We start from the raw sequence: 24,652 nt of genomic DNA, 5'->3' as shown, positions 1-24,652 counted from the left end.
CGGATTCCCCTGAGGGCGGAACGCCGATCTCTTCCCGTCCCGCCCAGCCTGCCTAGTCTGGAGGGGTGAGCCGACAAGCGTCCAACGAAGCCCGCGTCATCCCGCTCCGCCCGGCGGCGCCCCCACCGGCCCGCACGCCCGAGCCTCCGCCGGCCAAGGAACCCCTCTGGCGCGACCTCGTCGGAGACGTCCTCCGCCGCGAACGCCTCGCCCAGGAACGCACGTTGAAGGACGTGGCCGACGAGGCCCGTATCTCCATGCCGTACCTCTCCGAGGTGGAGCGAGGCCGCAAGGAGGCATCGTCCGAGGTCCTGGCAGCCGCCGCCCAGGCATTGGGCCTCCGCCTGACCGACCTGCTGTCCCTGGCCCAGGAGGAGCTGACGCGCAGGCCGACGAGGCGGACACCAGGATCGCCGACGCCGTACGACGGCCTGTGCCTAGTAGCGTGACGGCGCCACCAGGTTTTTAAGGGGCGCGGGGAACTGCGCGAGCAACCACGTCGAACCCGCACTCGCCAGCCGTAAGAAGCCCCCCACCCCTCAGGCGTTCCTCAGCCCCTCACGACCCGCCGACTCACCACCTCATCAGCCAGCCCATAACCCACAGCCTCCTCCGCCGTGAACACCTTGTCCCGATCCATATCGGCCCGAAGCGCCCCCACCTCATGCCCGGTATGCCGGGCCAACACCTCCTCCACCTGCCCCCGAATCCGCACCATCTCCTTCGCCTGGAGCGCGAGGTCCGACACCGTCCCCCGGCTCCCCCCACTCGCCGGCTGCCCCAGCAGCACCCGCGCATGCTCCAGCACGAACCGCCGCCCGGCATCCCCGCCCGCGAGCAGCACCGCCGCCGTGGACGCGGCCTGCCCCACACAGAACGTGGAGATCGGCGCCTGGATGTACGTCATCGTGTCGTAGATCGCCATCAGTGAAGTGAACGATCCCCCGGGCGAGTTGATGTAGAGGGAGATCTCGTTCTCCGGCCCGGTCGCCTCCAGATGCAGCAGCTGCGCGATGACGACATTGGCGACCCCGTCGTCGATCTCGGTGCCGAGGAAGATGATCCGCTCGGACAGCAGCCGGCTGAACACGTCGTACGACCGCTCGCCCTGCGGGGTCCGCTCCACGACGTGCGGAATGGTGTAGGAGCCCATCACTGCAGTCCCATCCGTCGATGCGAGGAGGCCGGCCGTACGTCGTCCAGTGACTCCACGACGCGGTCGACCATCCCGTACTCCTTGGCCTGTTCGGCGGTGAACCAGCGGTCGCGGTCGCCGTCGCGGGAGATGGTCTCCTCGGTCTGGCCGGTGTGCTCGGCGGTGATCCGCTCGATCGCCTTCTTGGTGAACTCCAGGTTCTCCGCCTGGATCTCGATGTCGGCGGTGGTGCCGCCGATGCCCGCCGACGGCTGGTGCATCATGATCCGCGCGTTGGGCAGCGCGAACCGCTTGCCGTGCGCGCCCACCGTCAGCAGGAACTGACCCATGCTCGCCGCGAAGCCCATGACGAGCGTCGACACGTCGTTCGGGATGAGCCGCATGGTGTCGAAGATGGCGAGGCCCGCCGTGACCGAACCGCCGGGGCTGTTGATGTACAGGCTGATGTCCGTCCGCGGGTCCTCCGCCGACAGCAGCAGCAACTGCGCGCAGACCCGGTTCGCGGAGACCTCGTCGACCTGGGTGCCGAGGAAGACGATCCGCTGCCCGAGGAGCTGGGCGGCGAGATGGTCGTCGAAGCGGGAGGGCGGGGTGTCGCCCTCCTCCGCGCGAGGGGCGAGCGACGGGGACCGGCCGGTGAACGGTGAAGTCATCAGATCCTCCCTGTGGGTGACACGACCGACAACGGCCGCTGACTCCACCCTCCCCGCCTGCCGCCCCTCACCTGGCATTTCTCTGCCCGCGGCAGATTTGCTGACAGCAGAGCGCCACCGGCCCCAGCCGCTCGCCGACACCTCGTGCCCGCGCCACCGATGAGTTTCCGCCGCAGGATCGGTCGATACGGATGACGGCAACACACCCCCGCCCGAGGAGGCGCTCATGTCCAGCGACGGTTTCACCACCTGTCTGTGGTTCGACGGCCAGGCCGAGGAAGCCGCGGCGTTCTACGTCTCGGTCTTCAAGAACTCCCGGCTCGGCCGGGTCACCCCGTACAGCGAGGAGGGGTACGGGCCGACGGGCTCCGTGATGACCGTGGAGTTCGTGGCCAACGGCCAGCGGTTCATCGCGCTGAACGGCGGCCCGCAGTTCAAGTTCACCGAGGCGATCTCCTTCCAGATCCTCTGTGAGGACCAGGACGAGATCGACCACTACTGGAACCGGCTCACCGAGGGCGGCGGCGAGCCCGGCCCCTGCGGCTGGCTCAAGGACAGGTTCGGGGTGTCCTGGCAGGTCGAGCCCGTCCAGCTGATGGAGATGATCACCGACCCGGACCCGGAGAAGGCGGGCCGCGCCACCAAGGCCATGCTCTCCATGGGCAAGTTCGACCTGGCGGCCCTGCAGAAGGCGTACGCGGGGGAGTAGCCCGGCCCCCGCCCCCGCCCGCAGGCGGGCCGGGGCGGCCCGCTCAGGAACTCGCGTCGGCGATCGCGTCCGTGATCGCCCGCGCGATCCGGGTGATGCCCGGCGAGAGCACCGGGCACGGCTTCGGCCTGGACGTCGTCGGCGCCAGACAGAAGTGCAGATAGTCCTCGTCGAGATGGAGCGCCGTACGCCCCTGACCGGGCTGGGTGCAGTAGCCGTCGTGCGCGCGCTCGTACGCCGTGCACGGCAGGTACTGCGCCCAGGTGTACCGGTCGGAGGCCGGGCTCACGGCCCTGCCCGCGTCGGCGAGCAGCCCGCCGGATGCCTTGGCCTGCTTCTCGTACAGGGCGTTGACGCGGCGGACGCGCTCCGGGGTGATCGGGTCCGGGCCCTGGAGCACCCACACGATCTTGGGCGGACGGTCGCCGCCCGCGTTGGCGATCTGCTCGGCGAGCCGCTCGGCGTCGGCGGTGTACCGCTCGAAGTAGCGGGCGCGGGCCTTGTCGTAGGTGATCCCGTCCATGCACGGCGTATAGCCCCAGGCGTTCCCCCAGAACTGCAGCACCACGAAGTCCGGGCGCAGCCGCCGTACCAGCGCCGCCGCTTTGTCCTGCGGCGGTACCAGTGAGCGGTCGGCGGTGCCCTCCAGGTAGTCGCACAGGGTCGTGCCCGAGTAGGGGGCGCTGGTGTACTCGGCGTCCAGGTCGTCCTTCAGGAGGTCGCCGAGGACGTCCTGGTTCTCCATGGCGAGCGAGTCGCCGAGATAGAGCACCGTGGGTGCCGGCTTCGCCGCGGGGGCGCCGGGGGAGGAGGTGGCGGGCCTGCGCTGTGTCGTCGGCGATCCCTCCGGTGCCGAGGCCGCCGGCGGCGCCTCCTCGGGCGCGGACTCCGGGTCCCCGCATCCGCCGAGCAACAGCCCGGCCAGCAGCGCCCCCACCACTCCCACGAACCACGACCCGCGCATACGGCTCATATGGTTCACACGACTCATAGGGCTCATACGACGACTCCCGCCCCGGTCATCGAAACGGCTCCCCAGGCAAGCACAGCCAAGGGCAAGGGGGAAGACCCGCGACGGCCACGAGGGCGTCCGGAACCGCCGGACGCCCCTCGTCGGATCACCTCACGGGGTCGTACCGCTCACGGGTCGTACCGCTCACGGGGTCATACCACCGGAGCACGCCGCACCCGGCTCCGGCGTCTGCTCGCCCTGGACGTACTTGTCCAGGAACTTCTGCACACGCGGGTCGGACGCCTTGTCCACCGTCAACTGGTGCTCCCAGGCGCTCAGCACGATCGGCGAGTCCTGGTCCTCGTAAGGGCTCATGAAGGTGTACGTCGTGTTGGTGACCTTCTCGGTCAGCGCCTCGACATCCGCCTCGGCCGCCTTGTCGTTGTACGTGACCCACACCGCGCCGTGCTCCAGGGCGTGCACGGCGTTCTCGTTCGGCACCGCCTTGGTGTACACCTGCTTGTCGCAGTTGACCCAGACCTGGTTGTGGTCGCCGCCGACCGGCGGGCTCATCTTGTAGTCGACGGTCTCGGTGACATGGTTCTGGGTCAGCTTCGACCAGCTCTTCACCCCGTCGATGGGGGAGGCCTTCTCCTCTTCCTTCTGGTTCGCGGCGTCGATCAGATACCAGCCGCCGCCGACGAGTCCGAGGAGGATCACGCCGGTCACGCCGAGCGTGATCAGTCGCATCCGCCGTTCACGGGCCGCCTCGGCCTTGCGTATCTCCTCGACACGTGCGCGCCTCGCCGCCTCCCTGGCGTTCTTCCCCTTGGGGTTGCCCGGGTTGCCCTTGGGGCCGTTGTTCTTGGCCTTCGCCTTGGATGAAGCCATCGGAATGTCCTTCTTCTCCCCGCCGCCCCTTTCCGGGGGCACGGCGGTCCTGCGAGTCGTCTTCGGTCTGTCGCACGGGCCCGCGGTCGGCCTAGACGCGGAGCAACTGCAGTTGATGGAGATCAGGAGGACGGGCCCGTCCCGGCGTACCGGAGCCGTCGAGCGCCGCGGCCGCCGGAACCGTCCCCGGCTGCCAAGGTGCGGCGGTGTGGTCCGCGCCGGGCAGCGGTGCGTGGGCGAGGACGGCACGCGGGTCGGAGGAGTGGCAGTCGTGCCCGCCGTCGTGGTCGCAGGGGTCCCGCTCCACCTGACTCGCCCGTACGGCGACCGACGGGTCCGCCGGCGCCGCCGACACCGAGTGCGGACGCGGCGCCGACGCCGCACGGGCGGGAAGGCCGGCGCAGAAGAACGCGAGGGCGGCCAGGGCCAGTGTGAGCGCGAGCACCAGATGCGCGGACCGGCCGACGGCGCACGGCAGCGCCGTACGTCGGAAGGGTCGGCCGGACATGGAGCCACCTCACGAGTCGAGGCGAACGGGAGTACGAGCGAACGCTGAAATTATCAGAAGACCCCCAGCCGTGGTGCCGCCCCGGGCCCATCCGCCCATCGGCCCCGGTTTGCCGCTGTCCATCCCGTTCGGCGCGCATTCGTACGCTCTGCTGGCTAGCGTGAGACGCGGGGCGGAAACCACCCGCGAACCGAGGAGAGTGGCAGCCATGGCCGCACACCCCGAGGGAACACCCTGTTGGGCCGACGCCATGTTCAGTGACATCGAGGGGGCGAAGAGCTTCTACGGCGACGTCCTGGGCTGGACGTTCGGCGAGTCGTCCTCCGAGTACGGCAACTACACGCAGGCGTACGCCGACGGCAAGGCCGTGGCCGCCGTCGTCCCGCCGATGCCGGGGCAGGAGGGCCAGTCCGCCTGGTGCCTGTATCTCTCCTCGCCCGATGTGAACGCCACCGCGGCCAAGATCCGTGACAACGGCGGCGAGGTGCTGATGGAGCCGATGCAGGTCGGCGACTTCGGTTCCATGTGTCTGGCCCGCGACCCGGGCGGTGTCGTCTTCGGCGTCTGGCAGTCCGGCACCCACGAGGGCTTCGAGACCATGAGCACCCCCGGCGCGTACGTCTGGGCCGAGATATTCACCCGCGCACCCGAGAAGTCCGACGCCTTCTTCCCCAAGGTCTTCCCGTACTCCACCCTGAGCATGGAGGACCCCGGCAACCCCGAGATGGACTTCCGGGTCTTCGACGTCGGCAAGGACAACCACGTGCTCGGCCGGATGAAGATGACGGAGGAGTTCCCGCCCGAGGTACCGGCGTACATCAACGTCTACTTCACCGTCCCCGACTGCGACGACGCGGTCGCCAAGGCCACCAAGCTCGGCGGCATCCTGCGCTTCGGCCCCATGGACACCCCCTTCGGCCGCTTCGCGGCGCTCAGCGACCCGCAGGGCGCGTCGTTCTCCGTCATCGACATCACGACCACCCAGGGCGAGATGCCGAAGATGACCGAGGTCGGCTGAGCCGGACGGCCGTCCGTGTCCTAAGCCGGACCGCTGGGCGTGCTGGTGTTCGAGGTGTGGGACCCGCGGACGGTCCCACACCCTCGCTCGTGGCATGATCGGGGCCATGTCGGAACGTGTTGTGGCCGCCTGCGACGGAGCCTCCAAGGGAAACCCGGGGCCCGCGGGCTGGGCCTGGGTGGTCGCCGAGGACGATGAGATCCCCTCCCGCTGGGAGGCGGGCCCGCTCGGCAGGGCCACCAACAACATCGCCGAACTCACCGCGCTGGAGCGGCTGTTGGCGTCCACCGACCCGGATGTCCCGATCGAGATCCGGATGGACTCCCAGTACGCGATGAAGGCCGTCACCACCTGGCTGCCGGGCTGGAAGCGCAACGGCTGGCGCACGGCCGCCGGGAAGCCGGTCGCCAACCAGGAACTCGTCGTCCGCATCGACGAGTTGCTCGCCGGCCGCTCGGTCGAGTTCCGTTACGTCGCCGCCCACCAGATCGACGGCGACCGTCTCAACGACTTCGCCGACCGTGCCGCCAGCCAGGCGGCCACCGTGCAGGAGTCGGCCGGCAGCGAGCTGGGTTCCCCGGAGCCACCGGCCGCCCCCGACGTCCCGGTCCGCCGGGGCCCGGCGAAGAAGTCCACCAGGTCCGGCCGCTCCGGCGCCCGCACCGGCTCGTCGTCCTCCTCTTCCTCCCGCACGATCAAGGCGAAGTTCCCCGGCCGCTGCGTCTGCGGCCGCCCCTACGCGGCGGGCGAGCCCATCGCCAAGAACGACCAGGGCTGGGGCCACCCGGAGTGCCGCACGGCGGTCACGGGCACGCGCGCGGACTGACGGTCACGGGCATGGACTGAGCCGTCGGCCCGACGGGCGTCACCCCATCAAGACGTCATCCGATCGCGGCGTCAACCCATCGCGGCGTCAACCGATCGAACGGACAAGAACTCGCAGTGCGATCGCACTGCTACTCTTCGTGTCCAATTGATCGCTTTGCGCTGCGTGAATGGGAGTGTGCGTGAAGATCGCGTGCGTCGGCGGCGGACCCGCAAGCCTCTACTTCTCGATCCTGATGAAGCGGCAGAACCCGTCCCATGACATCACCGTCCACGAACGGAATCCGGCCGGGTCCACCTACGGCTGGGGCGTGACCTACTGGGCCGAACTGCTGGACAAGCTCCACGCGAGCGACCCCGAGACCGCCCGGGCCATCAAGGACAACTCCGTCAGCTGGAACGCCGGAGTGGCCCACGTCCGCGACCACGCCACCGTCCAGCCCGGCGACGAGGGCTTCGGCATCGGCCGGCGCCGCCTGCTCGAACTGCTCGGCGAACGGGCCCGGGAACTCGGCGTACAGGTGCGGTACGAGCACGAGATCACCGCCGGCGAACTGCCGGAGGCCGACCTCGTCGTGGCGGGCGACGGGATCAACAGCGTGGTGCGCGGACAGTACGCCGAGGAGTTCGGCAGTGACATCGCGCTCGGCCGCAACGCCTATATCTGGCTCGGCACCACCAAGGTCTTCGACGCCTTCACCTTCTCCTTCCAGGAGACCGACCACGGCTGGATCTGGGCCTACGCCTACAAGTTCAGCGAGGAGCAGAGCACCTGTGTCATCGAGTGCTCCCCCGAGACCCTGAGCGGACTGGGCCTGGACCGGTTGAACGAGGCGGACGGGCTGGCCCTGCTGGAGAAGATCTTCGACGGCATCCTGGACGGCCACCCCCTGATCGGCCGGGACCAGGGCGACGGCACCGCCCAGTGGCTGAACTTCCGCACGCTCACCAACCGCACCTGGCGCCACGGCAAGGCCGTCCTGCTCGGCGACGCCGCCCACACCACCCACTACTCCATCGGCGCCGGCACCACCCTCGCCCTGGAGGACGCCCTCTGCCTCGCCGAAACGCTCGGCGCCCACACGGAGCCCGAGGCCGCGCTCGCCGCGTACGAACGGCGCCGCAAGACGGAACTCCTGCGACCGCAGAGCGCGGCCCGCTACAGCGCCCAGTGGTACGAGAACATCCAGCGCTACATCCAACTCCCCCCTGAGCAGATGTTCGCCCTCCTCGGCCAACGGCACTCCCCGCTGCTGCCGTACGTCCCGCCGCAGCTCTACTACCGCCTCGACCGCGCCGCCGGCCGCCTGGAGGCATTGCGCCGCCTCAAGCGCTGGCTGGGGCCGAAGCTGGCGCGAACGTCGCAGACCAGGGCGCTCGCGGCCCGGAAGCAGCAGGGCGTCGTCGGTCCCGCCGAGCCACCCCGGCAGCCGGTCCGGCGCCCTTGAACGGCCTCAGTGCTATGAGGCCTGCGGAGTCAGTTCGCTCGGCCGGACGACCACGAAGCCCTCGCCCTCCAGCTTCAGCTGGACGGCCTCGCCGGAGCCGCCGCGGATCATCGAGCCGAAGGACTGGGAGCGGTGCAGCGAGGTGTGGAGGTTGGCCGTCCAGCCGACGACCGCGTCCGTGTCGACGAACACCGGCATCTGCGGCGAGACCGGGATGACCAGCGGATTGCCGTCACAGACCAGTCCGAGCCGGCCCTGACCGGTGAACACACTGTTGAACAGTCCGCCGCCGGTCATCCCGGCGCCCTTCACGGTCCTGATCTCGTACGACAGCGTGGAGTCGAAGCAGAGCACATTGCGGCCGTTGACCGTGAACACATCACCGGGCTCGACATCGACGACGAAGACGTTCTGCGCCTCGTGCGCGAACCAGGCCTCGCCCTGGCCGCGCACCGCCATCAGCGGCAGCCCCTCGCCGGTCACCGCACGCTTGAGCATGCCGCCGACGCCCTGCCCCTTGCGTTCGAACTGAAGGTTCCCCCGGAAGGCGATCATCGCTCCCTGCCGGGCCAGCATCTCGCCGTTGACGGCGTACTTCATGCACTTGGCGTTCTGCACACTCATCCCCGGCGCGTCCGCCGGCCGGACCATGTTCTCGTTCGAGAAAAGATCGCTCTTCATGAAGGCATGTTGTCCCGGATCACCCGATTCCGCCAAGGGGATCGCCTGACAGTCGTCGGAGTGGAGTGGTAGAAGCAGGCGCATGACCAAGTACGACTGCTCCGGCTCCAACTCCCGTTCGGCTCTCGTCCGATGACCGCCGGCATCGACACCCCCGACCGCCGGGGCCGCACCGGACTCGACCGCACCGGCCGGGACCTCACCGGCAACCCCCGGGTGAAGGTCCGTGAGGTGAAACTGCTGTCCAGCCACTGGTACGTGGAGCGCACCACCACCTTCGACTTCCAGCACGGCGACGGCACCTGGACCACCCAGGAACGCGAGACCCACGACCGGGGCAACGGCGCCACCGTCCTCCTCTACGACACCGACCGCGAAACCGTCCTGCTGACAAGGCAGTTCCGCTACCCCGTGTATGTCAACGGCCACCCCGACGGCATGTTGATCGAGACCCCCGGCGGGCTGCTGGACGAGGAGGACGAGCACCCCGAAGTCGCCGTGCGCCGCGAGGTGATCGAGGAGACCGGGCACACCATCGGCGAGATCCAGCACGTCTTCGACATCTACATGAGCCCCGGCTCCGTCACCGAACGCGTCAGCTTCTATGCCGCCACCTACGGCCCGTCGACCCGCACCCACGAGGGCGGCGGCCTCGACGAGGAGGGCGAGGACATCGAACTCGTCGAACTGCCCTTCCGCCGCGCCCTGGAGATGATCCGCGCCGGGGAGATCGCCGACGCCAAGACCATCATGCTGCTCCAATGGGCGGCACTGGAGGGGCCGTTCAGCGGAGGGGGCAAGGCGTAGGGGAGGGCGCGCGACCGGCCGCCCCGGGCCCCGCTCAGCCGCGCAGGACCTCGGCGGCCTCCGCCGCGACCGCGTCCGCGACGGCCGTGAGCGCGGGGGAGTCGAGCTTCCACTGCTGCCAGTACAGCGGGAGGTCCACGCTCCGCCCGGGTGCCAGTTCGACCAGACGGCCGTCGGCGAGCAACGGCTCGGCCTGGGGCTCGGGGATCATGCCCCACCCCAGCCCGGCGGCCACGGCGTCCACGAAGCCCTCCGAGGTCGGCACGTAGTGGCGTGCGGGGCTCGCCGGACGGCCCCGCTTGAGCCGTCGTACGAACGCGTCCTGGAAGTCGTCGTACCGGTCGAAGAACATCACCGGCGCCTCGGCGATCGTGTCCGCCAGCCGCGCCCCCGCCCCGAGGCCACCGAACCAGCGCTCGGCGAAGGCGGGGCTCGCGGCGGGGACGTAGCGCATCCGGCCCAGCGCGCGCACCGAGCAGCCGGCCACGGCGTCCGACGACGAGGTGACCGCCGCCATCACCATCCCCTCCCGCAGCAACTGGGCCGTACGGGCCTCGTCCTCGCGGCGCAGCTCGTAGCAGGGGCGCACCTCCTCGGGCACACGGACCAGGGCGGGGAGGAACCAGGTGGCCAGCGAGTCGGCGTTCACCGCGATCGTCACACGGGTTGGGCCTTGGGTCTCGGCGAGGCCCAGCGCGGTCTGGGCGTCATGTTCGAGGCGGGCCAGCTGGCGGCCGAACCGGACGATCACCTCACCGGACTCGGTCGGACGCACCGGCTTCTCGCGGACCAGCAGCACCCGGCCCACCCGCTGCTCCAGCGCCTTGACCCGCTGGCTGACCGCCGACGGCGTCACATGCAGGGCGGCCGCAGCCGCGTCGAACGTGCCCTCGTCCACCACGGCGAGCAGGGTCCGCACCAGATCGAGCGGAAGCTGTGACATCACGAGCGCTAATGATAGATAAGAATCTTTAGCTGTACGTAAGGTGCCAGGTTTTCTAGCGTCTCTGCTGTGTTCAGCCATATGACCGCCCTCTCCGCCGGATTCGGCACCGGCCTCTCCCTCATCGTCGCCATCGGCGCGCAGAACGCGTTCGTCCTGCGCCAGGGCATCCACAGGTCCGCCGTGCTGCCGGTGGTGGCCGTGTGCGCCCTGTCGGACGCCGTCCTGATCGCGCTCGGCGTCGCCGGGGTCGGCGCCCTGGTCGTCGCCTGGCCCGAGGCCCTGACCGCGGTCGCCCTCGCCGGCGGCGGCTTCCTCCTCGTCTACGGCGTCCTCGCCGCCCGGCGCGCGCTGCGGGCCGACGGCGACGCGCTACGGGCGGACAGCGGCGGGGCCGGCTCCCGCCGCCGGGCGATCCTCACCTGTCTCGCCCTGACCTGGCTGAACCCGCATGTGTACCTCGACACGGTGTTCCTGGTCGGCTCCATCGCCGCCGACCGGGGTGAGCTGCGCTGGACCTTCGGCGTCGGCGCGGCCCTCGCGAGCCTGTGCTGGTTCACCGCCCTCGGCTTCGGGGCCCGGCTGCTGAGCCGCTTCCTGTCCCGCCCCCGGGCCTGGCGCGTCCTGGACGGCCTCGTCGCGGCGACCATGCTCGTACTCGGCGGCATGCTGATCGCCGGGGCGTGAGCCGACTCCCCTCCTCGTCCGTCGACAGCATGTGAGACGGCCGTCAATTCGCCTGTGCCGGCGACGGGGCGCTCCGGGATAGTGGTCCCGGTATCGAAAGATGTATCGAGCAACAGGATGCGCGTGGACACCACCAAGAGCAGCCCCGGCGACGACACCTCCCCGGAGGGCGAAACCGCTCCCGAGGACGACTCACCGGCCGAGGAGGCGGCGGCACCCCGTCGCGGCTGGCGGCGCTGGGCCATGGACACGCGCCCGCTGCGGCGGCCCGCGTACCGGCGGCTGTGGTCCTCCACCGTCGTCACGGCGGTCGGCAGCCAGCTGACCGCCGTCGCCGTGCCCAAGCAGATCTACGACATCACCGGTTCCTCGGCCTGGGTCGGCTACGCGAGCCTCGCCGGACTCGTGCCCATGGTGGTCTTCGCGCTGTGGGGCGGAGCCGTCGCCGACACCGTGGACCGGCGCACCCTGCTGCTGATCACCAACACCGGAATCGCCGTCACCTCGGTGCTGTTCTGGGTACAGGCCGTCACCGGTCTCGAATCTGTCTGGGCACTGATGGTGCTGCTCGCCCTCCAACAGGCCTTCTTCGGCCTCAACTCACCCGCCCGCAACGCCTCCGTGGCCCGTCTCGTCCCCGCCGAGGAACTCGCCTCCGCCGCCGCCCTGGGCTCGACCGTGACGCAACTCGGCCTGGTCGCCGGACCGTTGCTCGCCGGCGCCCTCATCCCGGTCATCGGCCTCGCCGAGCTGTACCTGATCGACGCGCTGGCCCTCTGCGTCACCCTCTGGGCGGTCCACCGGCTGCCCCCGCTGCCGCCCCTCGACACCACCACGCCCCGGCGGGCCGGCTGGCGCGAGGTGGCCGCCGGTTTCCGCTACATCGCCCTGCACAAGGTGCTCCTGCTGTCCTTCCTCGCCGACATCATCGCGATGGTCCTCGGCATGCCCCGCGCCCTCTTCCCCCAACTCGCCGACACCACCTACGCGCCCTACGGCGAAGGCCTCGCCCTGGGCCTGCTGTTCGCCGCGATCCCCATCGGCGCCGTCGTCGGCGGACTGCTGTCCGGCACGTTCTCCCGCTCGCACCGGCACGGGCTCATGGTCATCGCCGCCGTCATGGCCTGGGGCGCGGCCATCACCGGTTTCGGGCTGAGCACCAGCCTGTGGTTCGCCGTGGTGTTCCTCGCCGCCGCCGGTGTCGCCGACATGGTCTCCATGGTGTTCCGCGGGGCCATCCTGCTGTCCGCCGCCACCGACGAGATGCGCGGCCGGATGCAGGGGGTGTTCACCGTGGTCGTCGCCGGCGGGCCCCGGCTCGCCGACTTCCTGCACGGCACCGCCGGCGCGGCCTTCGGCCCCCGTACGGCCGTCGTGGGCGGCGGTCTCCTCGTCATCGCCGCCATGCTGCTCCTCGCGACGGCGACACCCGCACTGCGCCGCTACCGGATCTGACCTGTCGCCACGCCCGATCTTTCGTACGCTGCTTGTCGGTTCGCGCGACGAGCGGCCCGCACGGCCGGCGGCCGGTGCATCCGGCGGGCGGTACGGCGGCCGGTCCGTCCGGCGGGCGATTCGGCCCACCCCACAGGCAGAAGGAGCAGCGATGCGGTATGTGAAGCTCGGCTCGACGGGTCTGGATGTGTCCCGGATCTGTGTGGGATGCATGAGTTTCGGGCTCCCCGACCGGGGCACGCACGACTGGACCCTGGACGAGGAAGCGGCCCGCCCGCTGATCCGCCGGGCACTGGACGCCGGGATCAACTTCTTCGACACGGCCAACGTCTACTCCGACGGCACCAGCGAGGAGATCGTGGGCCGCGCGCTCACGGACTACGCCCGCCGCGACGAGGTCGTCATCGCCACCAAGGTCAACGGCGCCATGCACGAGGGCCCCAACAGCTGGGGTCTGTCCCGCAAGGCCATCATGACCGAGATCGACAACAGCCTCACCCGTCTCGGCACCGACCACGTGGACCTCTACCAGATCCACCGCTTCGACCCGAACACCCCGGTCGAGGAGACCATGGAGGCCCTGCACGACGTGGTCAAGGCGGGCAAGGCCCGCTACATCGGGGCGAGTTCGATGTACGCCTGGCAGTTCGCCAAGATGCAGCACGCGGCCGATCTCCACGGCTGGACGCGCTTTGTGTCCATGCAGAACCACTACAACCTCCTCTACCGCGAGGAGGAGCGCGAGATGCTGCCGCTGTGCCAGGACCAGAGCGTCGCCACCCTGCCGTGGAGCCCGCTCGCCAGGGGCCGTCTCACCCGTGACTGGGGCACCGTCACCGAGCGCAGCGAGAACGACGCGTTCGGCCGCACCCTCTACCAGGAGGGCGACCGCGAGATCGTCGACGCCGTCACCCGCATCGCCGGTGAACGCGGCCTCCCCCGCGCCCGGATCGCCCTCGCCTGGCTGCTCGGCCGCCCCACCGTCGCCGCGCCCATCGTCGGCGTCGGCAAGCCCCACCACCTGGACGACGCCGTGGCCGCCCTCGACCTCACCCTCACCGAGAAGGAGACGGAGGAACTGGAGCGGCCCTACACCCCGCGCGCGGTCCGGGGCAACGAATCGCCGGGGGCGGCGGCCACCGAGATCCAGGCCCTGCGGCCCGCGCCGGGTGCCCGGCCCCGCGTGTGAACCACTGAAGTGCGCCCGGCCGCGCGGGTTTCACCTCCGTGCGCCGGGCGCGCTCGTCAGGGGCGGGCGTACTCCAGGCGCACGGTCGTGGCGAGGCGGGCCATGGCCTCCTCGGCGCCCTCCCGGTCCGTCTTGTCCAGCAGGGCGAGCGCGTCCGCCGCGGCCAGCCGTACCCGCTGGGGCACCTCGTCGAGTGCGGCCATGCGGTAGGCGACGGTCCGCCGGGCCTCCCGCTCCTCCGGGGTGACACCGCTCGGCCCGGTCCGGGGGAAGACGGCGGCCTCGTACGCGGTCACATGGATCAGCACCCCGTGGGCGATGCCCTCGGCGTACCCCCGCTGCCCGGCCTGCCGCTGGGCGAGGGCGAACTGCGCCATGGCCCGCCGCCGGACGATCAGGGCCCCCACCATTCCGACCAGCCCCGCGCACACCGCCGCGCCCAACGCGACGAGGCCGCCGCCGAGCAGGGCGCCGATGAGGGCGCCCGCTGCCATCAGCAGACAGGTCAGGCCGGTGGTCAGCAGCAACAGGGCACGCGCGGGAGTGAAGGACGCCATGGCGAGCAGTGTCTCAGCTTCTCCCCTGCACACGAACGGACCCTCACCTTCCATCACCCCTCCCGGCTCCCTTCCTCCCCTCCACCAACTACCCACCGTCCGACCAAGATCGGAGTTCTGCATAGGGTGTGGGCTGTGACGGACGCCATGACCAGTGCGGCCGTCGCTCACCAGAACGTGCTCCTAGGGGGGAGACCGCCGTCCGATGAACCAGATCCTTTACGCGGGGGCCATAGGCCTGTTCCTGACGCTCGTCGGCACACCGCTGTTGATCAAGCTACTGGCCCGCAAGGGCTACGGGCAGTTCATCCGTGACGACGGCCCGCGCGGCCACCTCGGCAAGCGCGGCACGCCCACCATGGGGGGCATCGCCTTCATCCTGGCCACCCTCCTCGCGTACGCCGCGACCAAGGTGGTCACCGGCGAGAGCCCCACCTACCCCGGTGTGCTGGTGCTCTTCCTGATGGCGGGCATGGGGGTCGTCGGCTTCCTCGACGACTACATCAAGATCGTGAAGCGGCGTTCGCTGGGCCTCAGGGCGGGCGCGAAGATGGCTGGGCAGCTGATCGTCGGCATCGTCTTCGCCCTGCTGGCCATCCGGTTCGCGGACGACCGGGGACAGACACCGGCCTCCATGAAGCTGTCCTTCGTCACCGACTTCGGCTGGACCATCGGCCCGGTCCTGTTCGTCGTCTGGGCCCTGTTCATGATCCTCGCCATGTCGAACGGCGTGAACCTGACGGACGGACTGGACGGCCTCGCCACCGGCGCGTCCGTCATGGTCTTCGGCGGCTACACCTTCATAGGGCTGTGGCAGTTCCAGAACTCGTGCGTCAACGCCATGGAACTCACCGACCCCGCCTCCTGTATCGAGGTACGCGACCCCCTCGACCTCGCGGTCGTGGCCGCCGCGCTGATGGGCGCCTGCTTCGGGTTCCTGTGGTGGAACACCTCACCGGCGAAGATCTTCATGGGCGACACCGGCTCCCTCGCCCTCGGCGGCGCCCTCGCGGGTCTCGCGATCTGCTCCCGCACGGAACTGCTGCTGGCCATCCTGGGCGGGCTCTTCGTCCTGATCACCCTCTCCGTGATCATCCAGGTGGGTTCGTTCAAGCTGACCGGAAAGCGGGTCTTCCGGATGGCCCCGCTCCAGCATCACTTCGAACTGAAGGGCTGGTCCGAGGTCCTCGTCGTGGTCCGCTTCTGGACGATCCAGGGCATCTGCGTGATCGTCGGCCTCGGCCTCTTCTACGCGGGCTGGGCGGCGGGCTGAGCCACCGGCCGGGTCGCGGCACCGGACTACAGCCCCCCGTTCGCCCCCATCCCGCTGCGCACCGCCCTCAGATGGTCCGCCAGGGGGCCGAGGCCCACGTCGTGGCGGCGTTCGTCGACCGTCTCGGGGTGGCGGACGGGGTACGGGAAGAGAGTTCGGGGGTTGACGCGGGTGCCGTAGAACTGGGGCTGGCCGAGTTCCACGGCGCAGTGGTCGGCGATATAGGCGTGGTGCACGGCGGGGCAGCGGCCGTCCGCCACCGCCTCGGCTATCAGATCCCGGCAGGTGAGCTGGAAGCCCAGGTCGGGGGAGTGCAACAGCAGGACCAGGGCCGCTGTCGAGGCGGGGTCGCCCACCAGATCGACGGTGGGCCAGCCGTGCCGGGCGACGATCGCCCGCAGGGCGTCCCCGTTGCCGGCCCGGCACTCGGTGATACGGCCGCGGGCCTCGGCGGTGGGCGCCGACCGCGCCTCATGGGCGAGCCGCCGCTCGTCCTCGGCCCGGCGCGTCAACTCGGCGGCGAGGACCCGCCCCCGCGCCACCGGGGTGCCGGCCGGTGGATGTTCCCTGGCAGGTTTCACGATCGGGGCGTCTTTCACGTCGGCTCCCTCACGGCGAGTGAGAACCACACTTTCTTGCCCACGGCCCCCGGGTCCGGCGGCTCGGTGCCCCAGTCGTCGGCCAGCGCCGCCACGATGGACAGCCCCCGCCCCGACTCGGCGGCCCCGTCCACCCGTCGGGGCCGGGGCAGCGCGGGAGAGGAGTCGGCGAGCGTCACCCGCAGTTCGCGCTCGGAGCATTCGACGAGGACGCGGATGGTGTCCGTGGGCTCGGTCCCGGTGTGCCGTACGGCGTTGGCGAACAACTCGTCCGTGGCGAGCACGACATCGTCGACCATCGAGGACAGCCCCCAGAGTGTGAGGTGCGCGCTCACCATGCGCCGTACTCCTTGGGCGCGGGAGGGGTGTGCGGGTACCGCCATCTGGAAGAGGCGGGACCGCCTGAGCGAGATCAAGGGAGCACCACCGCGCTCGCCGGTCGCCCACTGACTGCCGTCATCGAGTTCCTCCTGGTTGTGCTCAGCCACCGGTGCTGTTGTCGAAGACAACAGCACCGGGCACACAAAACACCAGGTGGTGGAAGGGTTGTGCAGTTGCGGGCGAGTAGTGGCGCGAGCTGTATGTTCGCCACCATGGCGAACGTGTACGACAGCCCGCCCCGGCCGGAGCGGCAGGTCCCCGCCGGGTGGCCCGGTATGCGGGGCAAGACAGTGGTGGTCACCGGCGGCAGCCGTGGCCTGGGCGAGGGCATCGTGCGGCTCCTTCTCGCGGAAGGGGCCAGGGTCGCGACCTGTGCGCGGGGGAAGGCGGGGCTGGCGGCGCTGGGGGCGTCCCTCACGGGTGACGAGCGGGCCCGTCTGTTCACCGAGGATCTGGACGTGAGGGAGCCGGAGCGGCTGGAGCAGTTCGTCACCACGGCAGCGAAACGTTTCGGCGACAGGGGGAGCGAGGAGGCCTCCGGCACGGCGGACTCCGCGGCGGAGGCCTCCGCCGCCGCGAACTCCGAGGTGGCGGCCTCGGACACCGCGCGCTCCGCAGCGGCGGGCCTCGACGGCGTCGTCGCCTGTGTCGGCGGCTCCCGGGGCGGCACCTTCGAACAGGCCGGCGTGGCCGACTGGTGGGCCACCTGGGACCTCAACGTCGGTCACACCGTCCGCCTGGTCCGCGCCGCACTGCCGCATCTGCGGGCCGCCGACGGCGGCTCGGTCGTGCTGATCAGCTCCGTCTCCGGCTGGAAACCGGGGCCGAACGCCCAGTACGGCGCGGCCAAGAGCGCCCTGATCCATCTGGCCGCCTCCCTCGCCCGTGAACTGGGCCCCGACGGCATCCGCGTCAACGCCGTGTCACCGGGATCGATGCTGATCCCGGGCCGCCGCTGGGCCCGTATGCGCGAGGCCGACCCACAGGCGTACGACGCCTTCGTGGGCGCCGAGTTGCCGATGGGCGCCTTCGTCACCCCGCGCGAGGTGGCCCGTACGGTGGTGTTCCTGCTCTCCGACTGGGCGACCGGGGTCTCCGGCGCCCATCTGCCCGTGGACCGCGCCCAGAACGCGCCCTCGCCGGACGGGTATTGAGCACCGCTGGGTGCGCGGCCTCGCGAGCCGCAGCCGGCCGGGTCAGGCGGCCGCCCCCAGCACCACCCGTGACCGGCGTTCGAAGTCCTGGACCAGGGGCTCATGGCGGCGGGGGGCGAGACGGCCCCGGAAGTCCCGCAGGGCCTGGATGGAGCGCTCGCTGTGGACCCCGCTGAGCGCGTCCAGGGCGTCGGTGGCGGTGGCGATCGCCTCGTCCAGACGGTTCTGCTGGAGGTGGGCCGTGGCCAGGACGGACCGGCTGATGGCCTGGCGGCGGCGCCGGTCGGCGTGGGCGCGCACCGACTCTCCGGCGGTGTGCTCGGCCTGCGCGGCGAGGCCCAGATCACGGAAGCAGACCGCCGACTCGGCCTGGAGATAGTGGTGGTCGAGGAACCGCACCCACGGCGACTCCTGCGCCGCGCCCCGACTCGCGTCGAGCTGCTTCTCCGCCGCGCGCAGCGCCTCGGCGGTCTCGCGCGGCCGGCCGAGGGCGGCGTGGCCGCGCGCGGACATGGCGTGCAGCCGCATCAGCCCGAGCGGACTGCCCGCGTCCTTGGCGGTGGCGACCCCGGCCCGGGCCAGGGCCACCCCCTCGTCGGGGCGGCCCAGACTGGTCGCCAGATGGGACAGCCCGGCCAGGATCTGCCCGCCGAGGACATGGTCGTGGCCCTCCGCGCAGAGCCTGAGCCCCTGGGTCATGTACCGCTGGGCCAGGCCGTACTCCCCGGCGTCGTACGAGCTCCAGCCCGCCATCGCGGCGAGCCGGGCCGCGGCGGCGAACAGCTGCCGGCGCTGGTGGGACGGGATGCCGCGCTGCTGGAGCATCGGGATGACCTCGGTGGTCAGATACTGCACGATGCTGGTGCGGACCCCGCCGCCGCCGTAGTGGTTGTCCATCTCGTCGAACATGCGGATCATCGCGTGGACCTGCTCCACCGGCCCCGCACCCGACACCGACGTCAGCGGCGCGGTGTCCCGCTCCTCCACCAGCCAGAGCAGCCAGGCTCTTTGAGGGTTCGTCAGCGCGCCCGGCACGAACGGCACCGAACCCAGCAGACTCCGCCGGGAGATGTCCGTGGAACCCAGCTCGGCCAGCGTGTGCAGGGTCTCCGACACGTTCTCCACGTACATCAGGGCACGCCCCGTCACCGGCCGCCCGCGATCGAGCGGGAATCCCACGTCCGCCGGGGTCAGGGCGCGGCCCAGCCGTTCCCCGAGGACGGCCGCGATCAGCTCCGGGGTGGTGCCCCGGGGCTGCTGTCCCTGGAGCCAGCGGGTGACGGAGGCCTTGTCGTAGTTGGTCTCCAGGCCCTGACAGCGGCCCAGCTCATTGACCCTGAGGGCGAGGGAGGCGTACGAGCAGCCCGCCTCCTTCAGGGCTGCCGCCAGCGGCTTGTTGGGCCCGCCGGTTCCCTTCACCGGGTTCCTAGGTAATCCGTTCGTCACGGCGGCCATCCAGGTCTCGCATCGGGTGTCGGCGCGCGGTTCGGCCCGTACCCGCCATGGCGCCAACTGCTGGGCGGGCCGGAGGAGTTCGAGAGACCTCAAGGAACACCGCGCACTGTGTGCGCCAGGTCACCCGATCACTATGGTGGCCGAACGACACAGCCCGCAACCTGCGTTCTGATAATTTCAGAATGAACTGCAAGGACCTGTCGGTGTCAATGGATCGCGTGGCACACTGCACGCTGTGAATCCCGCCCCGGGAGGTTGCACGTGAGTGAGACCCGCGTCGGAGGGACCGCCCCGGCGGCGCCCACAGTCCTGCGCATGGTCCTCGGCAAAAGGCTCCGGCAGCTGCGGGAGCAGGCCGGAGTCTCGTTCGACGAAGCCGCCCGCGTCATCGAGGTGACCGCGCTGACGGTCCGCCGCATGGAGAAGGCCGAGGTCGGCCTCCGTGTCCCCTACGTCAAGGAGCTGTTGCGCACCTACGGGGCATCCACGACCGAGATCGACGAGTTCATCTCCCTGGCCCGGAAGGCCAACCGGCCCGGCTGGTGGCACAAGTTCCGCGATGTGCTGCCCGACTGGTTCAGCGCCTTCGTCAGCCTGGAGAGTGAAGCGCAGGTCATCCGCCTTTACGAACCCCAGTACGTCCCCGGCCTGTTGCAGACCCGCGACTACGCAGCCGCACTGATGCGGGTCGGCTTCCCGAACGCCGGAGCCGACGAGATCGAACGCCTGGTGGCCCCGCGCCTGAGGCGCCAGGACCTGCTGGTCAAACCCGAGGCGCCTGCCCTCTGGGCGATCCTCGACGAGACCGTACTGCGCCGACCCGTCGGCGGCCGGGAGGTGATGCGGGCCCAGATCGACCGGCTGGCCGAAGCCACCGAGCGGCCCAAGATCAGAATCCAGATCATGCGTTTCGCGGCGGGCCCGCACCCCGGTGGGTACGGCCCGTTCCACTACTTCCGGTTCGGCTTCTCCGAACTGCCCGACATCGTCTACACCGAGGGCCTCGCGGGCGCCCAGTACTTCGACCAGCCCGTGGACGTGGTGACCTATCTGGAGGTACTCGACCGGATGTCTGTCCAGGCGGAACCGGTGGCCCGGACCAAGGACATCCTGGCGGAACTGCGCGAGGAGTTGTGAATCGTGGCATCCGACCGACCCACCCGCAGCGGCATTCCCGCACCCGACCTCGGCTCCGAGGGCTGGCGCAAACCCTGGAGCGGCCCCAACGCCGGCGCCTGCGTCGAGGCCAAGCGCCTGCCCGACGGCAGCGTCGCCCTACGTCAGTCCACGGACCCCGAGGGCCCGGCGCTCGTCTACTCCCGCGAGGAGATGATCGCCTTCCTCGAAGGGGCCAAGGCCGGCGAGGCCGACTTCCTGGTCGCCTGAGACACGCGGGGCGACCGGACGACGAGCTTTCCGGTCGCCCCGCGGATCACTACGCCCGCACAACCGGACAACCCCCGCACGGGCTCCCGTCGCCCACGACCCCCGCACAGACTGGGGGCGTTGACGACCGCCGCGCACCACGCGAAGGGAACGGCATGCGGGGATGACCCCGACGACCACGCTCACCCAGTACCGGACGCTGATCATCGAGGGCCACGAAGGGCTCGGCCGGACCCGTCTGATCGCCGAACTCGCCCACCTCGGCTTCCAGATCCGCCATATGCCGACCTCTCCCCACCACCTCGACCCCGCCCTGCCCTACCGCGAACTCCTCGCCCGACCGGGCCGGCTGGCCGTCGACAGCGCCCTCGTCGCGGAACTCGTCTACGGCCCCCTGCGCCGGGGCCGCTCCCGCGTCACCTGGATACAGGCCCTGGACTTCGCCGAGGCCGTCGCCGAACGCGACGGAGCCATGCTCCATCTGACCTCCGCGAACGAGCAGGGCCCCGAGCCGCGCCGGGGGTCGGACGGCGAGACGACGGAGGCCATGGAGGCGGCCATCGCCTACACCAGGGCGTTCCGCACACTTGCCCAGCATGTGCCCGTGGTGAACGTACGCGTGGGCGAACCGGGCCGCCCCATCCGTGCACCCGCAGCTCAGCAGTGCCAACTTTGGCGAAATACAAGGCAGTTGACGGTAGGTTAGCGAAGACGACGTGATGCGAGGCAGGAGAGTTCTCATGGCAGACGGCAGCCGCACCCCCGATCAGGAAGCCCTGTCGAAGATCGACACCACGGTGCCCCACTCGGCCCGCATCTGGAACTACTGGATGGGCGGCAAGGACAACTACGAGGTCGACCGAGTCGCCGGCGACGCCTACAAGGAGATCGCCCCCAACATCGAGACGATGGCCCGCGCCTCCCGCGTCTACCTCATCCGTACGGTCACCTTCGCCGCCCGTGACCTCGGCATCCGCCAGTTCCTCGACATCGGCACCGGCCTGCCGACGTACGACAACACCCACCAGGTCGCCCAGAAGACCGCCCCCGAGTCCCGCATCGTCTACGTCGACAACGACCCCCTCGTGCTGCGCCACGCCCAGGCCCTGCTGACCAGCACGCCCGAGGGCGTGACCGACTACATCGACGCCGATCTGCACCAGCCCGACAAGATCCTCGAAGCCGCCGAGAAGATCCTCGACTTCGGCAAGCCCGTCGCCCTGATGCTCATGGGCATCCTCGGCCACATCCAGGACTACGAGGAGGCCAAGAGCATCGTCCGCACGCTCCAGGCCGCCCTGCCCTCCGGCAGCTACTTCATCCACTACGACAGCACCGACACCGACGCCGAGCTCAAGCGGGCCCAGGACGGCTACGACGACACCGGCGCCGTCCCCTACGTCCTGCGCAGCCCCCGCCAGCTCACCGCGTACTACGAGGGCCTCGAACTGCTGGAGCCCGGCATCGTCTCCTGCCCCCTGTGGCGCCCGGAGCCGGGCACGGCCCCCGAGCCGACGGACGTGTACGGGGGAGTGGCCTACAAGCCGTAGGCGAACCCGCCGGCAGCGGTCACGCTCCGCACACCGGGGCCGGCCCGGACCGAGTCACGCCTGCGTGTGCCGTACGCACGCCACGACGACATCGCGCAGGCTGCCCGTCCGCTCCAGCACCTCGCGCTGGACCCGGGCGCCGTTGCCGCGCCGTGTCAGCTCCGCGAGGGCGCCCCGGACCCGCTCCAGGTCCTCGTTGTCGACGAGCGCGTCCCGGACATGGTCGAGGAGCGAGCGGATGACATCGGCGGCGGGGCGGGGCCGCATGGTGGCGGGGTCCAGCAGCTTGTCCGACATGCCCGACCGGCTCGCCCGCCAGGTCGCGAGCCGCAGCAGTTCGGGGGTGTGCCCCAGCGGCTCCACGCCCGTGTGCCACTCGCGGGCGGCGGTGTCGACGAGACCACGGGTGAGGGCGGCGACGAGAACCGTGGTGTCGGGATGCAGACAGACGTCCGCCACCCGGATCTCGACGGTCGGATAACGCGGGGAGAGCCGCGCGTCGAAGTACACCATGCCCTCGTCCAGAAGGACCTGGGTGGCCAGCAGCTCCTCCACATACCGGTGGTAACGCTCCGGCGTGCCGAAGATCTCCGCCGGACCGGCCATCGGCCACCGGTCCCACACCTGGCTGCGGAAGCTGGCGTAGCGGGTGTCGCAGCCCTGCCAGAACGGCGAGTTGGCGCTCAAGGCGGTGAGGACGGACAGCCAGGGGCGGATACGGTCCAGTACGCCGACGCCCTCGTCCTCCGAGTCGACCGACACATGGACATGGCAACCGCAGACCAGCATGACCTGCGAGTTCAGCCCGAACTCCCGGGTCAGCCAGCCATAGCGGCTGTCCGGGGTGATCGTCGGCCGCACCGGCAGCGGTGACGTGGCGAGGGCGGCCACCGCGCTGCCCAGGCCCTCGGCATGGCGGGCGGCGTCCTTGCGGCAGCGGATGATCTCGGCCCCCAGCTCACCCATCCCGGTCTGCGGATGGGTGGCCAACTCAAGCTGTTCGTCGTGGAGTTCCTTCTCGAACACATCCTGACCCGCGCCCTCCCGTGCCGCTCGGGCCAGCATCGCCGCCGCCCGCGCCTGCGGCTCGCCGGTCTCGGGGTCGACCAGGAGAAGTTCTTCTTCCACTCCGACAGTGCGCACGTGTGTGGCCCTTCCCGCTAAGTGGTGACAGCCGCGTGTCCACGGCCCACGCCGGGACACCTCGCCGGGCAGGTGCGTCCAGGCTTGCCTGACCAACGCGCCGCACCTCGAAACCTACGATCAGGACACATAGCGGGAGAAGGACCCCGAAGTGGCGAAATAGCTCCGCAGGGCGCCGCCGGACCGCCGCCGGGGACCGGGCGGCGGGCATGCGGGAGCCGGCCGGGGCGGGGCGCCACCGGTCCATGAGCCCGGCTCACGACCATGGGGTCACTCCCTTCTCCCGGGAACCGGAAAAGAGTGCGGGGCCCGGGACCGCGGGGGCCCGCGGGCGTTCGCCGAGTACCCCCTCCCCGACTGCTCACCCGGTCGGACCGCCCAGGGCCATTGTGAACACCCCGGGCCCGTCCCGCGAACCGGCGGAAGAGGCGGCGGAACATCGGGGGGCCCTACTCCATCCGGCTTGTGGGAGCGCTCCCAGGATTGGAGAATACGGCGATGACCCCGTCTCCCGCGATACGCCCGTACCGCCCCGAGGACCGCGGCGCCCTCCATGACATCTGCGTCCGCACGGCCCACAACGGCGGAGACAGCCGCCCCTTCTACCAGGACCCCGACATCTTCCCGGCGACCTTCGCCACCCCTTACGCCCAACTGGAGCCGGAGCTGACGTTCGTCCTGGACGACGGGGAAGGGCGGGCGGTCGGGTACATCCTCGGCACCGCGGACACCACCCGGTTCGTGGAGCGCTTCCGCCGTGAGTGGCTACCGCTGGTGACGGACCGCTTCCCGCCCCGGCCCGGCCCGCCGACCACCCCGGACGAGGCGATCATGGAGCTGCTGCACCGCCCCGAACGCATGATCGTCCCGGAGCTCGCGGCCTACCCGGCCCATCTCCACATCGACATCCTCCCCGCCTGGCAGGGACGGGGGCACGGTCGGACCTTGATGCGTACGTTCCTGGGAGCGCTGCGGGACAGATCGGTCGGGTCCGTCCATCTGGCCATGGTCAGCACCAACGCCCCCGCCCGTGCCTTCTACGACCGCCTGGGCTTCCATGAGGTAGAGGTCCCGGATGCCGGGTCGGTGACGTGTCTGGGGCGGACGACGGGCTCGCTCGGCGGTCTGTGACGCGGTGGCCCGCGGTCTGTGGTGCGGTGGGGTGGCCGGCGCCGCGCGGACTGGGATCTGCGCGGCGCCGGCGTTCGGCCGGTCCCGGGACCGTACCGGGA

General features: G+C 70.6%; 27 protein-coding genes and 1 pseudogene. 16 read left to right on the top strand and 12 right to left on the bottom strand.

The window, feature by feature from the left end; genetic code table 11:
* The first annotated feature begins 65 nt into the window (after nucleotides 1-65).
* Complete coding sequence (locus ACWD4G_RS21280) at nucleotides 66-449, top strand: helix-turn-helix domain-containing protein (RefSeq protein WP_451295610.1); 384 nt, start codon at nucleotides 66-68, stop codon at nucleotides 447-449.
* 101 nt (nucleotides 450-550) lie between these two features.
* Here ACWD4G_RS21280 and ACWD4G_RS21275 read toward each other — a convergent pair whose 3' ends face one another.
* Nucleotides 551-1,153: a ClpP family protease gene (locus tag ACWD4G_RS21275; RefSeq protein WP_451295608.1), complete on the bottom strand. Its 603-nt coding sequence runs from the start codon at nucleotides 1,151-1,153 to the stop codon at nucleotides 551-553.
* Nucleotides 1,153-1,809: an ATP-dependent Clp protease proteolytic subunit gene (locus ACWD4G_RS21270; RefSeq protein ID WP_451295606.1), complete on the bottom strand. Its 657-nt coding sequence runs from the start codon at nucleotides 1,807-1,809 to the stop codon at nucleotides 1,153-1,155. The genes ACWD4G_RS21275 and ACWD4G_RS21270 overlap by 1 nt, the downstream gene beginning before the upstream one ends.
* A 226-nt stretch (nucleotides 1,810-2,035) precedes the next feature.
* Here ACWD4G_RS21270 and ACWD4G_RS21265 point away from each other — a divergent pair, with 226 nt between their 5' ends.
* Nucleotides 2,036-2,518 (top strand): VOC family protein, encoded by a 483-nt coding sequence (locus ACWD4G_RS21265; RefSeq protein WP_451295604.1) that lies wholly within the window; start codon nucleotides 2,036-2,038, stop codon nucleotides 2,516-2,518.
* Between the two features lie 43 nt (nucleotides 2,519-2,561).
* Here the strand turns inward: ACWD4G_RS21265 and ACWD4G_RS21260 are convergent, their stop codons facing one another.
* The 3 genes from ACWD4G_RS21260 to ACWD4G_RS21250 all read right to left on the bottom strand — a co-directional run bounded on the left by ACWD4G_RS21260 (nucleotide 2,562) and on the right by ACWD4G_RS21250 (nucleotide 4,869).
* Nucleotides 2,562-3,482 carry an SGNH/GDSL hydrolase family protein gene (locus tag ACWD4G_RS21260; protein ID WP_451295824.1) on the bottom strand — a complete coding sequence of 307 codons (921 nt, stop codon included), beginning with the start codon at nucleotides 3,480-3,482 and terminating at the stop codon, nucleotides 2,562-2,564.
* A 192-nt stretch (nucleotides 3,483-3,674) separates the two neighbouring features.
* Entirely contained in the window at nucleotides 3,675-4,361 is a 687-nt protein-coding gene (locus ACWD4G_RS21255; protein ID WP_451295602.1) for a DUF3105 domain-containing protein, read from the bottom strand.
* A gap of 91 nt (nucleotides 4,362-4,452) precedes the next feature.
* Nucleotides 4,453-4,869, bottom strand: a complete 417-nt coding sequence (locus ACWD4G_RS21250) for a DUF6153 family protein (protein WP_451295600.1) — start codon at nucleotides 4,867-4,869, stop codon at nucleotides 4,453-4,455.
* A gap of 208 nt (nucleotides 4,870-5,077) precedes the next feature.
* On the opposite strand from ACWD4G_RS21250, the gene ACWD4G_RS21245 reads away from it, so the two are divergent.
* From ACWD4G_RS21245 to ACWD4G_RS21235, 3 genes are all read left to right on the top strand, one after another.
* On the top strand, nucleotides 5,078-5,887 hold the full coding sequence (locus tag ACWD4G_RS21245) for a VOC family protein (RefSeq protein ID WP_451295598.1): 810 nt from the start codon (nucleotides 5,078-5,080) through the stop codon (nucleotides 5,885-5,887).
* A 94-nt stretch (nucleotides 5,888-5,981) separates the two neighbouring features.
* Entirely contained in the window at nucleotides 5,982-6,713 is a 732-nt protein-coding gene (locus tag ACWD4G_RS21240; RefSeq protein ID WP_451295596.1) for a ribonuclease H family protein, read from the top strand.
* Between the two features lie 181 nt (nucleotides 6,714-6,894).
* Nucleotides 6,895-8,160, top strand: coding sequence for an FAD-dependent monooxygenase (locus ACWD4G_RS21235; protein ID WP_451295594.1), 1,266 nt, complete (start codon nucleotides 6,895-6,897; stop codon nucleotides 8,158-8,160).
* A gap of 12 nt (nucleotides 8,161-8,172) precedes the next feature.
* Here ACWD4G_RS21235 and ACWD4G_RS21230 read toward each other — a convergent pair whose 3' ends face one another.
* Complete coding sequence (locus tag ACWD4G_RS21230) at nucleotides 8,173-8,841, bottom strand: AIM24 family protein (RefSeq protein WP_451295592.1); 669 nt, start codon at nucleotides 8,839-8,841, stop codon at nucleotides 8,173-8,175.
* Between the two features lie 132 nt (nucleotides 8,842-8,973).
* On the opposite strand from ACWD4G_RS21230, the gene ACWD4G_RS21225 reads away from it, so the two are divergent.
* The gene (locus tag ACWD4G_RS21225; RefSeq protein WP_451295590.1) at nucleotides 8,974-9,648 is read left to right on the top strand and encodes an NUDIX domain-containing protein; all 675 of its coding nucleotides are present in this window, start codon (nucleotides 8,974-8,976) and stop codon (nucleotides 9,646-9,648) included.
* 34 nt (nucleotides 9,649-9,682) lie between these two features.
* On the opposite strand, the gene ACWD4G_RS21220 is transcribed toward ACWD4G_RS21225, so the two are convergent.
* Complete coding sequence (locus ACWD4G_RS21220; protein ID WP_451295588.1) at nucleotides 9,683-10,594, bottom strand: LysR family transcriptional regulator ArgP; 912 nt, start codon at nucleotides 10,592-10,594, stop codon at nucleotides 9,683-9,685.
* Between the two features lie 78 nt (nucleotides 10,595-10,672).
* Here ACWD4G_RS21220 and ACWD4G_RS21215 point away from each other — a divergent pair, with 78 nt between their 5' ends.
* The 3 genes and pseudogenes from ACWD4G_RS21215 to ACWD4G_RS21205 all read left to right on the top strand — a co-directional run.
* Entirely contained in the window at nucleotides 10,673-11,278 is a 606-nt protein-coding gene (locus ACWD4G_RS21215) for a LysE/ArgO family amino acid transporter (RefSeq protein ID WP_451295822.1), read from the top strand.
* Nucleotides 11,279-11,401: 123 nt separating this feature from the next.
* Nucleotides 11,402-12,733 carry an MFS transporter gene (locus tag ACWD4G_RS21210; RefSeq protein WP_451295586.1) on the top strand — a complete coding sequence of 444 codons (1,332 nt, stop codon included), beginning with the start codon at nucleotides 11,402-11,404 and terminating at the stop codon, nucleotides 12,731-12,733.
* Between the two features lie 151 nt (nucleotides 12,734-12,884).
* Nucleotides 12,885-13,850 (top strand): annotated as a pseudogene (locus ACWD4G_RS21205) (aldo/keto reductase); the annotation flags it as partial.
* A gap of 128 nt (nucleotides 13,851-13,978) precedes the next feature.
* Here ACWD4G_RS21205 and ACWD4G_RS21200 read toward each other — a convergent pair.
* Nucleotides 13,979-14,479, bottom strand: a complete 501-nt coding sequence (locus ACWD4G_RS21200) for a hypothetical protein (protein ID WP_451295584.1) — start codon at nucleotides 14,477-14,479, stop codon at nucleotides 13,979-13,981.
* A 205-nt stretch (nucleotides 14,480-14,684) separates the two neighbouring features.
* Between ACWD4G_RS21200 and mraY the strand changes: the two genes are divergently transcribed.
* Complete coding sequence (gene mraY / locus ACWD4G_RS21195) at nucleotides 14,685-15,752, top strand: phospho-N-acetylmuramoyl-pentapeptide-transferase (protein ID WP_451295583.1); 1,068 nt, start codon at nucleotides 14,685-14,687, stop codon at nucleotides 15,750-15,752.
* A 26-nt stretch (nucleotides 15,753-15,778) separates the two neighbouring features.
* Here the strand turns inward: mraY and ACWD4G_RS21190 are convergent, their stop codons facing one another.
* Both ACWD4G_RS21190 and ACWD4G_RS21185 read right to left on the bottom strand, forming a co-directional pair.
* A complete protein-coding gene (locus ACWD4G_RS21190; RefSeq protein WP_451295820.1) occupies nucleotides 15,779-16,333 on the bottom strand; it encodes a DUF6624 domain-containing protein in 555 nt (184 codons plus the stop codon).
* Between the two features lie 14 nt (nucleotides 16,334-16,347).
* Complete coding sequence (locus ACWD4G_RS21185) at nucleotides 16,348-16,839, bottom strand: ATP-binding protein (RefSeq protein WP_451295581.1); 492 nt, start codon at nucleotides 16,837-16,839, stop codon at nucleotides 16,348-16,350.
* Nucleotides 16,840-16,944: 105 nt separating this feature from the next.
* Here ACWD4G_RS21185 and ACWD4G_RS21180 point away from each other — a divergent pair, with 105 nt between their 5' ends.
* Nucleotides 16,945-17,886 (top strand): SDR family NAD(P)-dependent oxidoreductase, encoded by a 942-nt coding sequence (locus ACWD4G_RS21180; RefSeq protein ID WP_451295579.1) that lies wholly within the window; start codon nucleotides 16,945-16,947, stop codon nucleotides 17,884-17,886.
* Between the two features lie 42 nt (nucleotides 17,887-17,928).
* Here ACWD4G_RS21180 and ACWD4G_RS21175 read toward each other — a convergent pair whose 3' ends face one another.
* Nucleotides 17,929-19,341 (bottom strand): hypothetical protein, encoded by a 1,413-nt coding sequence (locus ACWD4G_RS21175; protein WP_451295818.1) that lies wholly within the window; start codon nucleotides 19,339-19,341, stop codon nucleotides 17,929-17,931.
* 315 nt (nucleotides 19,342-19,656) lie between these two features.
* Between ACWD4G_RS21175 and ACWD4G_RS21170 the strand changes: the two genes are divergently transcribed.
* The 4 genes from ACWD4G_RS21170 (at nucleotide 19,657) to ACWD4G_RS21155 (ending at nucleotide 22,277) form a co-directional block, all read left to right on the top strand.
* Nucleotides 19,657-20,478 (top strand): helix-turn-helix domain-containing protein, encoded by an 822-nt coding sequence (locus tag ACWD4G_RS21170; RefSeq protein ID WP_451295816.1) that lies wholly within the window; start codon nucleotides 19,657-19,659, stop codon nucleotides 20,476-20,478.
* 3 nt (nucleotides 20,479-20,481) lie between these two features.
* Nucleotides 20,482-20,727 carry a DUF397 domain-containing protein gene (locus tag ACWD4G_RS21165; RefSeq protein WP_451295577.1) on the top strand — a complete coding sequence of 82 codons (246 nt, stop codon included), beginning with the start codon at nucleotides 20,482-20,484 and terminating at the stop codon, nucleotides 20,725-20,727.
* 163 nt (nucleotides 20,728-20,890) lie between these two features.
* The gene (locus ACWD4G_RS21160) at nucleotides 20,891-21,433 is read left to right on the top strand and encodes a hypothetical protein (RefSeq protein WP_451295575.1); all 543 of its coding nucleotides are present in this window, start codon (nucleotides 20,891-20,893) and stop codon (nucleotides 21,431-21,433) included.
* A 34-nt stretch (nucleotides 21,434-21,467) separates the two neighbouring features.
* Nucleotides 21,468-22,277, top strand: coding sequence for an SAM-dependent methyltransferase (locus ACWD4G_RS21155; RefSeq protein ID WP_451295573.1), 810 nt, complete (start codon nucleotides 21,468-21,470; stop codon nucleotides 22,275-22,277).
* A gap of 54 nt (nucleotides 22,278-22,331) precedes the next feature.
* Here ACWD4G_RS21155 and ACWD4G_RS21150 read toward each other — a convergent pair whose 3' ends face one another.
* Complete coding sequence (locus tag ACWD4G_RS21150; protein WP_451295571.1) at nucleotides 22,332-23,420, bottom strand: glutamate--cysteine ligase 2; 1,089 nt, start codon at nucleotides 23,418-23,420, stop codon at nucleotides 22,332-22,334.
* A gap of 498 nt (nucleotides 23,421-23,918) precedes the next feature.
* On the opposite strand from ACWD4G_RS21150, the gene ACWD4G_RS21145 reads away from it, so the two are divergent.
* The gene (locus ACWD4G_RS21145; RefSeq protein ID WP_451295569.1) at nucleotides 23,919-24,551 is read left to right on the top strand and encodes a GNAT family N-acetyltransferase; all 633 of its coding nucleotides are present in this window, start codon (nucleotides 23,919-23,921) and stop codon (nucleotides 24,549-24,551) included.
* Nucleotides 24,552-24,652: the final 101 nt, after the last annotated feature.

This window comes from Streptomyces sp. NPDC002643 (assembly GCF_053592555.1).
The sequence above is the reverse complement of the archived record's forward strand: the minus strand, read 5'-3'. Positions and strand labels throughout refer to the sequence as shown.

Excerpts from the sequence above, each read along its gene's own strand:
- ACWD4G_RS21225 (WP_451295590.1), top strand. The coding sequence starts at position 8,974 with ATGACCGCCGGCATCGACACCCCCGACCGCCGGGGCCGCACCGGACTC.
- ACWD4G_RS21270 (WP_451295606.1), bottom strand. The coding sequence starts at position 1,809 with ATGACTTCACCGTTCACCGGCCGGTCCCCGTCGCTCGCCCCTCGCGCG.
- ACWD4G_RS21175 (WP_451295818.1), bottom strand. The coding sequence starts at position 19,341 with ATGGCCGCCGTGACGAACGGATTACCTAGGAACCCGGTGAAGGGAACC.
- ACWD4G_RS21155 (WP_451295573.1), top strand. The coding sequence starts at position 21,468 with ATGGCAGACGGCAGCCGCACCCCCGATCAGGAAGCCCTGTCGAAGATC.
- ACWD4G_RS21230 (WP_451295592.1), bottom strand. The coding sequence starts at position 8,841 with ATGAAGAGCGATCTTTTCTCGAACGAGAACATGGTCCGGCCGGCGGAC.
- ACWD4G_RS21250 (WP_451295600.1), bottom strand. The coding sequence starts at position 4,869 with ATGTCCGGCCGACCCTTCCGACGTACGGCGCTGCCGTGCGCCGTCGGC.
- ACWD4G_RS21260 (WP_451295824.1), bottom strand. The coding sequence starts at position 3,482 with ATGCGCGGGTCGTGGTTCGTGGGAGTGGTGGGGGCGCTGCTGGCCGGG.
- ACWD4G_RS21215 (WP_451295822.1), top strand. The coding sequence starts at position 10,673 with ATGACCGCCCTCTCCGCCGGATTCGGCACCGGCCTCTCCCTCATCGTC.
- ACWD4G_RS21180 (WP_451295579.1), top strand. The coding sequence starts at position 16,945 with ATGGCGAACGTGTACGACAGCCCGCCCCGGCCGGAGCGGCAGGTCCCC.
- ACWD4G_RS21200 (WP_451295584.1), bottom strand. The coding sequence starts at position 14,479 with ATGGCGTCCTTCACTCCCGCGCGTGCCCTGTTGCTGCTGACCACCGGC.
- ACWD4G_RS21240 (WP_451295596.1), top strand. The coding sequence starts at position 5,982 with ATGATCGGGGCCATGTCGGAACGTGTTGTGGCCGCCTGCGACGGAGCC.
- ACWD4G_RS21160 (WP_451295575.1), top strand. The coding sequence starts at position 20,891 with ATGACCCCGACGACCACGCTCACCCAGTACCGGACGCTGATCATCGAG.
- ACWD4G_RS21265 (WP_451295604.1), top strand. The coding sequence starts at position 2,036 with ATGTCCAGCGACGGTTTCACCACCTGTCTGTGGTTCGACGGCCAGGCC.
- ACWD4G_RS21255 (WP_451295602.1), bottom strand. The coding sequence starts at position 4,361 with ATGGCTTCATCCAAGGCGAAGGCCAAGAACAACGGCCCCAAGGGCAAC.
- ACWD4G_RS21245 (WP_451295598.1), top strand. The coding sequence starts at position 5,078 with ATGGCCGCACACCCCGAGGGAACACCCTGTTGGGCCGACGCCATGTTC.
- ACWD4G_RS21275 (WP_451295608.1), bottom strand. The coding sequence starts at position 1,153 with ATGGGCTCCTACACCATTCCGCACGTCGTGGAGCGGACCCCGCAGGGC.
- mraY (WP_451295583.1), top strand. The coding sequence starts at position 14,685 with ATGAACCAGATCCTTTACGCGGGGGCCATAGGCCTGTTCCTGACGCTC.
- ACWD4G_RS21170 (WP_451295816.1), top strand. The coding sequence starts at position 19,657 with ATGGTCCTCGGCAAAAGGCTCCGGCAGCTGCGGGAGCAGGCCGGAGTC.
- ACWD4G_RS21145 (WP_451295569.1), top strand. The coding sequence starts at position 23,919 with ATGACCCCGTCTCCCGCGATACGCCCGTACCGCCCCGAGGACCGCGGC.